The organism is Hydrogenophaga sp., assembly GCF_035481345.1.
Lineage (GTDB): Bacteria > Pseudomonadota > Gammaproteobacteria > Burkholderiales > Burkholderiaceae_C > Hydrogenophaga.
The window spans coordinates 1-9,636 of the sequence record NZ_DATIGV010000012.1; the positions used below are offsets into that span (position 1 = coordinate 1).

The window sequence follows — 9,636 nt, forward strand, 5'->3', positions numbered from 1 at the left end:
CCGTTGGCCATGGCGTAGCTCAGGGCCAGGTCGCGCGCCTTGCCGCTCTTGTCCTGGTGCACGGCCACCAGGTGGGGCACGCCGCCGCCTTGCGCGTAGGTGCTGCGCACGGTGTGGCCCGGGGCCTTGGGGGCGACCATCCACACGTCCAGGTCGGCGCGCGGCACCACCTGGTTGTAGTGCACGTTGAAGCCGTGCGCGAAGGCCAGCGAGGCGCCCTGCTTGATGTGGGGCTCGACGTTGTTCTTGTAGACCTCGGCGATCTGCTCGTCGGGCAGCAGGATCATCACGACGTCGGCGGATTTCACCGCCTCGTTGACTTCCAGCACGTTCAGGCCGGCCTTGCCGACCTTGTCCCACGAGGCACCGCCCTTGCGCAGGCCCACCACCACCTTCACGCCGCTGTCGTTGAGGTTCTGCGCGTGCGCATGGCCCTGGCTGCCGTAGCCGATGATCGCGACCGTCTTGCCCTTGATGAGGGACAGATCGCAGTCCTTGTCGTAGAAAACTTTCATGGTCTTGTTGCTGTTGAGAGGGAAGGGGTTCAGGCGGCCGTTGCCTGCGGGGCATCGGCCATGAGGGACAACGCCGCCTCGACGACGGCGGACGAAGAAACACGGGCCACGGATTCCAGCCGCGTGGCGTAGCCCACGGGAATGCGCGGCGCGCCCAGGCGGGCGATGCGGCAGCCCGTGGCCTGGGCGGCGGTGGCCGCCACCTCGGCGCCGAAACCGGCGGCCTGCACGGCGTCGTGCACCACCAGCAGGCGGCGCGTGCGCGCGCAGTCGGCCAGCACGGCCTCGCGGTCCCAGGGCCACAGGGTGCCCAGGTCGATGACGCTGGCGCGCACGCCCTGCGCGGCGAGTGCGTCGGCGGCCTGGCTCGCGGTGTGCACGGCGGCGGACCAGCTCACGAGCGTGAGGTCGTCGCCCCGGCGCAGCAGGTTCGCGCGGCCGGGTGTGGCGGTCAGCGTGTCATCGACCTCGCCCTCCAGGCCCCACAGCTCCTTGTTCTCCATGTAGATCACCGGGTCCTCGCCGCGCAGGGCCTGGGTGAGCATGCTGAAGTTGTCCTGCGGCGTGGCGGGGCACATCACCACCACGCCGGGCAGGTGGGCGAACCAGGCCTCCAGGCTTTGCGAGTGCTGCGCGGCCGAGTTGGACCAGAAGCCGATGGGCAGGCGCATCACCAGCGGCACGCGGCCCTGGCCGCCGAACATGTAGCGGTTCTTGGCGGCCTGGTTGACGATCTCGTCCATGGCGCAGAGCGCGAAGTCGACCACGCGCATTTCCACCACGGGGCGCATGCCGACGAGCGCCATGCCCACGCCGGCGCCGACGATGGTGGCTTCCGAGATGGGCGTGTCGATCACGCGCTCGGGGCCGAAGGTGGCTTGCAGGCCCTTGTACTGCTGGAAGATGCCGCCGCGGCCCACGTCTTCGCCCAGCACCACCACGCGCGGGTCGGCGCGCATGGCCTGGCTCAGGGCGCGCACGGCGGCGTCGGCATAGGTGGTTCGGATCAGTGCCATGCGCCGGCTCCGGTGGTCTGGATGTCGGTGAAGGCCTCGGCCGGATCGGGCGCGGGCGAGGCGTCGGCGAAGGCCACGGCGTCGTCGATCTCGGCGCGCACTTCGGCGTCGATGGCGTCGAGCTGGGCCAGCGTGGCGCCGCCGGCGAGCGCGGCCTCGCGCGCGCGGCGCAGCGGGTCGGCGTCGATGGCGCCTTGCAGGTCGTTCGGGTCGCGGTAGCCCTGCGTGTCCACCGACACGTGGCCGCGCACGCGCCAGGTGAGGGCGTGCAGCAGTTGCGGGCCTTCGCCCGCGCGGATCTTGGCGACCAGGCGGCCGGCGGCCGCGTGCACGGCCTGCACGTCGTTGCCGTCGGCCGTTTCGCCGGGCACGCCCAGCGCCAGCGCGCGCGCCGCCACGCCGGGGCCGGCGCTCAGGCCGGCGGTGGCGGTGGTGGCGGAGTAGCGGTTGTCCTCGCAGACGAAGAGCACGGGCAGCTTGAACACGGCGCCCCAGTTCAGCGCTTCCAGGAACGGACCGCGGTTGGTGGCGCCGTCGCCGAAGAAGCAGGCCACCAGGTGGGGCTTGCCTTGCAGCTTGAGCGCCTGCGCCGCGCCGCAGGCGATGGGCAGGCCGGCGGTGACGACGCCGTTGGCGCCCAGCATGCCCACCGAAAAATCGGCGATGTGCATGGAGCCGCCCTTGCCGCCGTTGCTGCCCCCGGCGCGGCCGAACAGCTCGGCCATCATGCGGCGCATGTCGCCGCCTTTGGCCAGGGTGTGGCCATGGCCACGGTGCGTGCTGGTGAGCAGGTCTTCGCGGCTCAGGTGGGCGCACACGCCGGCGGCCACGGCCTCCTGCCCGATGGACAGGTGCAGCGGGCCGCGCACCTTGGCGCGCTCGTCCAGCTTGGCGCCGAGCACGCCCACGCCGCCCTGGCTGGCCACCTCGGCCGCGAGTTCGAAGGCGCGGATGCGCGCCATGGTCTTGTAGAGCTCGATCATGTTCACGCGCGTCTGGGTCACAAGACCATGGTGGTGATCTGCGGGAAGGCCGCGATGATGACCACGCCCACGAGCAGCGCCACCAGGTAGGGCCAGATGGCGCCGATGACTTCGTCGGGCGGCGCGTCGCCGATGCGGCAGGCGATGTAGAAGCCCACGCCGATGGGGGGCATCATCAAACCGATGTTCATGGCGCAGACGATGACCATGGCGTAGTGCACGTCGTTGATGCCGAGCGACTTGGCGATGGGGAACATGATGGGCGCCAGCAGCAGCACCGCGGGCAGGCCTTCCAGCAGGCAGCCCAGGGCCACGAAGACGGCGATGGTGACGGCCATGAAGCCGACCCAGCCGCCGGGCAGCGTGGTCATGACGCCCGAGAGCTGTTGCACCACGCCGCTTTGGGTGATGGACCAGGCCATGGCCGAGGCCGAACCCAGCACCAGCAGCACCACGCCCGAGAGCGCGGCGGTTTCCACCAGCATGTCGTAGAACTTGCGCAGGCCGATGCCGCCGTACATCACCTGGCCCACGAACAGCGCGTAGACCACGGCGACGGTGGAGACCTCGGTGGCGGTGGCCACGCCTTCGCCCACCGCCGCGCGGATGAGGAAGGGCAGCACCAGCGCGGGCGCGGCGATGAGCAGGAAGCGGCGCACCAGGGACAGCGGTGCGCGTTTCGCGTCGTGCATGTCTTCGTTGCGGGCCTTCCAGCGCGCCAGCACCAGCAGCACGGCCAGCAGCACCATGGCGATGACGAAGCCCGCCTGGAACAGGCCCGCGATGGACACGCCTGCCACCGCGCCCAGCACGATGAGCACGATGCTGGGCGGCACGGTGTCGGCCATGGCGGCGCCGGTGGCCAGCAGGGCCACCATCTCGCGCGGCTTGTGGCCGCGGCGCTTCATCTCGGGGAAGAGGGCGGGGGCCACGGTGGCCATGTCGGACACCTTGGAGCCGGAGATGCCCGAGACGATGAACAGCGAGCCCAGCAGCACGTAGGACATGCCGGCCTTGACGTGGCCCAGCAGCGAGCCGAGGAAATCGACGATGGCCTTGCCCATGCCGGTCGCATCCAGGATGCAGCCGAGCAGCACGAAGATGGGCACCGAGACCAGCACCAGGCTGGACATGCCTTCGTCCATGCGGCCGATGACGACGGTGAGCGGCACGTGCGTGGTGAAGGCCAGGTAACACACCGCGCCCACGCCGAAGCAGAAGGCGATGGGCACGCCCGCCACCAGGCAGACGGCGGCGAAGCCGATGAGAACGAAGCCGATGTTGGCCGCGCCAAGCTTCATGAGCTGCGGCGAGAAGTGCCAGCACGCCAGCGCCACGGCGCCGACGACGAGCACCGCCAGCGCCAGGTCGGCCTTGCGCGCGGAGCGCCCGGCGTACAGGACTATCAGCGCCAGCATGACGGCGAAGCCGAAGGCGATGGAGCTGACGCGAAAGGTGTTGGGCAGGTCCAGCGCGGGCGTGTGGATGAACCACTCGTCCTTCGCGTAGTCGATGGCCGGACCGATGAGCGCGAGCAGCAGCGCCGCGATGGCCACCAGCGCGAAGGCGTGCACGAAGCCGCGCAGGCGCGGGGGCAGCAGGTCGACGAACAGGCCCAGGCGCAGGTGCTCGTTGCGGTGCACGGCGATGGCCGCGCCCAGCATGGTGAGCCAGATGAAGGAGATCGAGACGACCTCGTCGGACCACACCAGGGACTTGTTGAACACGTAGCGCGAGACCACGCCCACCAGCAGCAGCACCGTGATGTTGAGCATCAGCAGGGCAGAAGCCGCCTCCAGCGGCTTGAGCCACATCGGGCTGCGGCGGGTGTCGTGAAGGACGGTGCCCTTGTAGGCACCGTCGGCGTCGGCGGAGGTGCCGGCGATGAGTTCGGTCATGTCAGCCCAGTGCGTGTCAGCCGAGTTTTCCGGTGTATTTCTCCATCACCGCCCAGGCCTCGTCGCCGAACTTGCCCTTCCACTCGGCGTAGAAGCCGGCGCTGCGCAGCTTGTCGCGGAAGGGCGCTGTGTTGGGCGAGTTGAAGACGATGCCCTTGGCCGTGAGGTCCTTCTGCAGCGTGGCCTCGTTGGCGGCCACGTCGGCGCGCTCCTTCACGGCGGCGGCGTTGATGTGCTTGGTGACGATGTCGCGCACGTCGGGCGGCAGGCGGTCCCAGGCGCGGCGGTTGATCAGCGTCCAGAAGCCGTCCCACATGTGGTTGGTGAGCGAGCAGTACTTCTGCACTTCATAGAGCTTGAAGTTGGAGATGACCGCGAACGGGTTCTCCTGGCCGTCGGCCACCTTGGTCTGCAGGGCCGTGTACATCTCGGACGCGTTGATCGAGATCGGCGAGGAGCCGAAGGCCTTGAACATCGACGTCCACATCGGCGAGACGGGCACGCGGATCTTGAAGCCTTCCAGGTCGGCCGGCGTGTTGATGGGCTTGGTGGAGGAGGTGGTCTGGCGGAAGCCGTTGTCCCAGATGCGGTCGAGCGTGTGCAGGTTGGCCTTGGCGATCTGCGCGCGGATGTAGGCGCCGACGTCGCCGTCCATGGCCTTCCACACCGTGTCGTAGTTGGGGAAGGCGAAGCCCAGGCCGTTGAGCGCGGCCGGCGTGACCAGGGTGGACAGGATGAGGCCGGAGAGGTTGAACATCTCCACGCCGCCCGAACGCAACTGGCTCAGCGTGTCGGTGTCGGAGCCCAGCTGGTTGCTGGGGAAGAGCTGGATGTCCATGCGGCCATTGGTTTCCTTCTTGATGGCCTCCACCGCTTCCTTGGCGCGCACGTTCATGGGGTGCTGCGGCGGCTGGTTGTTGGCGTACTTGAAGGTGAACTCGGCGTTCTGGCCGTAGGCCAGCTTCAGCGGCGCGGCGATGCCGGCCGCGGTGATGCCCGTGGCCTTGATGAGGGTGCGGCGGGAAAGGCTCATGGTGTGTCTCCTCTGGTTGGGGTGCTGGCTCGGGGGAATGGGTGCGCGCGCTTCGGTGCCCCGCGGGTTCAAGCCGCCGCGGGCGTGGCGGCGGGAATGTCGAACAACTGGCGCATGTACAGGCCGCTGGCGAGGTAGCCGCCATCGACGCCCAGCGTCTGGCCCGTGACGAAGCTGGCCTGCTCGGAAGCGAAGAAGACCACGGCGGCCGACACCTCGGCCGGCGAGCAGAAGCGGTGCATGGGGCAGACGTCGAGGTAGGTGCTGGCCTTGGAGCTGCCGTGCAGCGTGCGGATCATGGGCGTGTCCACGAAGCCGGGCGCGATGGCGTTGACGGTGATGCCCTGTTCGGCGACCTCGATGGCGAACTGCCCCGTCATGGCGATGAGCGCGGCCTTGGAGCTGCCATAGGCCAGCCGGCCGGTGCCCGCGCGCACGCCGCTGATGGACGAGATGTTCACGATGCGGCCCCAGCGCCGCGCGCGCATGCCCGGCAGCACGGCCTGCGTGAGCAGCATGGGCGCGGTGAGGTTGATGGCCAGCGTGGTGTTCCACTGCGCCAGCGTCACGTCGCTGGCGGGCTGGGTGGAGACCACGCCCGCGTTGTTGATGAGGATGTCGATGGTGCCGAAGCGACCGAGCAGTTCGGCCACGGCGCGCTCGATGGCGCCGGTGTCGGCGAGGTCCACCACGCAGGCCGTGGCCTGGCCGCCCGCGTCGCGGATGGCCTGCGCCGCCTGTTCGGCCGCGGGGCCGTTGCGGTCCACGATGCAGACCGTGGCGCCCTGTTGCGCAAGGTCCTGCGCGATCTGCAAACCGATGCCGCTGGCTGCGCCCGTGACCAGGGCGACGCGCCCGCCGTGCTGATTGGGGTTGTCCATCTCGCCCTTGTGAGGTTGAATGTCCAGAATGTGAATCGATTGGCCGATGTTCGCAGCACAACCCGGCGCTGCGTCCGAGGAAAACCCTGAATCGCTCCGCAAAAGCGGTTCACTATGTGATCCCTTGTTTGCGGGTTTCCACCAGGATGAACGCACCCGAAGCACCGGCCGGCGAAACCGCTGGCGCGCAGACCCTGCGAAGGGGACTGGGCATCCTGAAGCTGCTGGCGCGCCATCAGCCCGAGGGGCTGCGCATTGGCGAGATCGGCCGCCGCCTGGGCCTGAGCAAGGCCACGGCCGTGCGGCTGACCCACACGCTGGCGGACGAGCGCTTCGTGGTGCACGACGCGGCGAGCCGCTGCTACCGGCTGGGGCCGGAGTCCTTCGTGGTGGGCCTGGCGGCCGAGCCCAGCTACTCGCTGCAGCGCCTGGCCACGGCGTCCTTGCGCGCCCTGGCGCTGGAGACCGGCGACTGGGTGTTCTTCTCGGTGGTGCAGGGGCTGGAGGCGATCTGCCTCTCACGCGAGACCGGCCACGGCCCCATCCCCAGCGACGCGCTGCGCCTGGGCGACCGGCACCCGCTGGGCGTGGGCGCGGGCGGCCTGGCCATCCTGGCCGCGCTGCCCGACGACGAGGTGGAGAACGCGCTGCAGGTGAACGGGGCCTACATCGACGAGCACTTCCCCAAGTCGCCCGTGGCGGTGATCCGCCACCTGGTGGCCGAGACGCGCGAGCGCGGCTACGCGGTGATCCCGGGCATCGTGGTGCCGGGCTACTGGGCGCTGGGGGTGCCGCTGCTGCAGCGCGACGGGCGGCCGGTGGGCGCGATCGTGCTGGTGGCGAGCGAGTCGCGCCTGCACCCCACGCGGCGCGCGGCGCTGGGCGAGCGCATGCTCAACATCAGCCGCGAGCTCATGAGCCAGGCGGCGCAGGCATCGCGGGCGGAGTGACACCCGGCGGGGGATCGAGGGGCTCCAGCAGGCTGCGCGGCGGGTTGCGCTTCATCTCGTCCGCGAAGGTCAGCTGCTCGGGGCTCATGCACTCATCGGCCACGCGGTGGCCGAGCTTCTGGCTCATGAGCATGGACTTGTTGCCCAGTTGCAGCCACAGCGCGCCGCGTTTCGGGTCTTCCAGGCGGATGGCGCCGGTGCGGCTTTCCACCGGGTGCATGTAGTAGCGCGTCTTGCGCGGCTTGTCGACCTGCACGAAGAAGAAGCCCTGGCGCCTGGCGGGCGTGATCTCCACGGCCGCGCCCAGCTCGCAGGGAATCTTGCCCACGTACACGCGCTGCGCCACCGCGAGATCGGCCTCGCTCAGCGAGACGCTGCTGTCCTCCTCGATCGGCGTCACTTCTTCCACGGCCTTGGCGGCGGAGCGCTTGAGCGGCGCGCGTTTCTTGGTGGGCTCCTGGGCGGTGGTGGCTGGCTTAGGGGTGGGCGCTTGCGCGAGCACGGCCACCGGCGCGAAAGCCAGGGCGCTGAGGGAGAGGGCGAGGGGCAGCAGCTTCATGGGTCGGATCGGGAGTCGGCGTCCAGTCTGCCGGCCCGGGCGCGATCCTGGTGTTCCCAGATGTTGATCTCGTCTGGAGGTGTATCGGTGTCGGTCTATATAATTCGTATACGTTTCATATATGGATGGATCATGGGCATCGTGAAGATTTCAGACCAGATGCATGAGAACCTGCGGGTGGCGGGCAATGCCCTCAGCCGCTCCATCAACGCGCAGGCCGAGCACTGGATGCGCGTGGGCATGCTGGCCGAGATGCACCCGGGCCTGGACCACCAGGCCATCTGCCAGCGGCTGGTGCGCGCCGAACTCGACGGTGGGCTGGACCTCACGGTGGCCCTCGCGCCCGAGGGCAAGGGCCGCAAGCCCCGCGCACCGTCGAACGGGAAGCGCTGATGGCCTGGGACATCACCATCAAGTCCGCCGAGGACATCGAGAAGGCGCGGCGCGCCGGCCAACTGGCCGCCGAGGTGCTGAGCGTCGTCGCGCCCCATGTGAAGCCGGGCGTGAGCACGGAGGCGCTGGACCGCATCTGCCACGAGCACATCGTGAACGTGCAGCGCGCCGTTCCCGCCAACCTGGGCTACCACGGCTACCCCAAGACCATCCTCACCTCCGTCAACCAGGTGGTGTGCCACGGCATTCCGTCGCCGGACAAGATCCTGAAGAAGGGCGACATCGTCAACATCGACGTCGCCGTCAACCACGAGGGCTGGTTCGGCGACACCAGCCGCATGTTCTTCGTTGGCACACCGGGCGTGCTGGCGCGGCGCCTGGTGGAGACCACCTACGAGGCCATGCGGGCGGGCATCCGGCAGGTGCGGCCCGGCGCGACGCTGGGCGACATCGGGCACGCCATCCAGGCGGTGGCGCAGCGCGAGCGCTTCAGCGTGGTGCGCGAGTACTGCGGGCACGGCATCGGGCAGGTCTACCACGAGAAGCCCGACGTGCTGCACTACGGGCAGCGTGGGGAAGGGCTCAGGCTGGAGGTGGGGATGGTCTTCACCATCGAGCCCATGCTCAACGCGGGCCTGCGCGACACGCGCACCCTGGCCGACGGGTGGACGGTGGTGACGAAGGACCGCTCCCTGTCGGCGCAGTGGGAGCACATGGTGGCGGTGACGCCCGAGGGGTGCGAGGTGTTGACGCGCTGGCCGGAGGGCACGGGGGCGTACGCGGCGGTGTGAAGAAGCTGCAGAAGGGGCTATTCCTTCCAGTTCTTGAAGGGGTCTCGTTGCTGCGAGGACTGTTCCCGTTCAATTGCGCAGGCTGCGGACAAAGCGCCCAGATCCTCACGCAGCCGCATCACCTTGCTCCAGTCGGCTGATGGGCGAGTAGGCACTTGTCCGCCCAGCGATGGGCTGTCGGCAATCATGTCACCGGCGGGGGGAATGGGCTTGAAGGGCGTTCCTTTCGTCAGCACAACGATGTGGTGATGGTGGTGGTCAGAGTCGTTGAATGCTCATCGGTCCGCAGCGTGGTTTGGGCGGAGGGCGGAGGCGCGAAGGCGGCCATGGCGTTGATGAGCGAGTCCGTCTGGTTGGCGAAGTAGGCGTCGGTCGCGTTCATTGCGGGTACGGGTGGTTCGTTGCGCCCAGCGTTGAAGGCCATCTGCCAGAGCTCGTTCATGGCGCGGTCTACTTCGTAGGGCGTGAGGGGGTTGCTCCAATCGGCGGCGTATGTGCTGTCGTGCGGTAGCGGATCAAGGAGCGCAGGCACCTCGGGCGCTTGCGCAACGATCGGCTCAAGGACATCCAGTGTCGGCAACGGCGGTTCGTTCGCAAGGATGAGGTCAACGGCCTGC

General features: G+C 69.0%; 11 protein-coding genes. 3 read left to right on the forward strand and 8 right to left on the reverse strand.

Going from position 1 to position 9,636, the window contains the following annotated elements:
* From ilvC to VLG41_RS00815, 6 genes are all read right to left on the reverse strand, one after another.
* Positions 1-515 (reverse strand): ketol-acid reductoisomerase (gene ilvC / locus VLG41_RS00790; RefSeq protein ID WP_325347494.1); only part of this gene is annotated, 515 nt, incomplete at its 3' end.
* Between the two features lie 29 nt (positions 516-544).
* Positions 545-1,531: an alpha-ketoacid dehydrogenase subunit beta gene (locus tag VLG41_RS00795; RefSeq protein WP_325347495.1), complete on the reverse strand. Its 987-nt coding sequence runs from the start codon at positions 1,529-1,531 to the stop codon at positions 545-547.
* A complete protein-coding gene (locus VLG41_RS00800; protein ID WP_325347504.1) occupies positions 1,522-2,514 on the reverse strand; it encodes a thiamine pyrophosphate-dependent dehydrogenase E1 component subunit alpha in 993 nt (330 codons plus the stop codon). The genes VLG41_RS00795 and VLG41_RS00800 overlap by 10 nt, the downstream gene beginning before the upstream one ends.
* A 17-nt stretch (positions 2,515-2,531) precedes the next feature.
* Positions 2,532-4,412, reverse strand: a complete 1,881-nt coding sequence (locus tag VLG41_RS00805; protein ID WP_325347496.1) for a TRAP transporter large permease subunit — start codon at positions 4,410-4,412, stop codon at positions 2,532-2,534.
* Between the two features lie 16 nt (positions 4,413-4,428).
* Positions 4,429-5,445, reverse strand: a complete 1,017-nt coding sequence (locus VLG41_RS00810; protein WP_325347497.1) for a TRAP transporter substrate-binding protein — start codon at positions 5,443-5,445, stop codon at positions 4,429-4,431.
* Positions 5,446-5,513: 68 nt separating this feature from the next.
* Positions 5,514-6,326, reverse strand: a complete 813-nt coding sequence (locus VLG41_RS00815) for an SDR family NAD(P)-dependent oxidoreductase (protein ID WP_325347498.1) — start codon at positions 6,324-6,326, stop codon at positions 5,514-5,516.
* A 146-nt stretch (positions 6,327-6,472) separates the two neighbouring features.
* Between VLG41_RS00815 and VLG41_RS00820 the strand changes: the two genes are divergently transcribed.
* On the forward strand, positions 6,473-7,276 hold the full coding sequence (locus VLG41_RS00820; RefSeq protein ID WP_325347499.1) for an IclR family transcriptional regulator: 804 nt from the start codon (positions 6,473-6,475) through the stop codon (positions 7,274-7,276).
* On the opposite strand, the gene VLG41_RS00825 is transcribed toward VLG41_RS00820, so the two are convergent.
* Positions 7,239-7,835 carry a hypothetical protein gene (locus VLG41_RS00825; protein ID WP_325347500.1) on the reverse strand — a complete coding sequence of 199 codons (597 nt, stop codon included), beginning with the start codon at positions 7,833-7,835 and terminating at the stop codon, positions 7,239-7,241. The genes VLG41_RS00820 and VLG41_RS00825 overlap by 38 nt on opposite strands.
* Positions 7,836-7,967: 132 nt before the next feature.
* Here VLG41_RS00825 and VLG41_RS00830 point away from each other — a divergent pair, with 132 nt between their 5' ends.
* Complete coding sequence (locus VLG41_RS00830; protein WP_325347501.1) at positions 7,968-8,228, forward strand: ParD-like family protein; 261 nt, start codon at positions 7,968-7,970, stop codon at positions 8,226-8,228.
* Entirely contained in the window at positions 8,228-9,019 is a 792-nt protein-coding gene (gene map, locus VLG41_RS00835; RefSeq protein ID WP_325347502.1) for a type I methionyl aminopeptidase, read from the forward strand. The genes VLG41_RS00830 and map overlap by 1 nt, the downstream gene beginning before the upstream one ends.
* Positions 9,020-9,248: 229 nt before the next feature.
* On the opposite strand, the gene VLG41_RS00840 is transcribed toward map, so the two are convergent.
* Positions 9,249-9,636: hypothetical protein (locus tag VLG41_RS00840; protein ID WP_325347503.1), on the reverse strand; the 388-nt coding region annotated here is incomplete at its 5' end.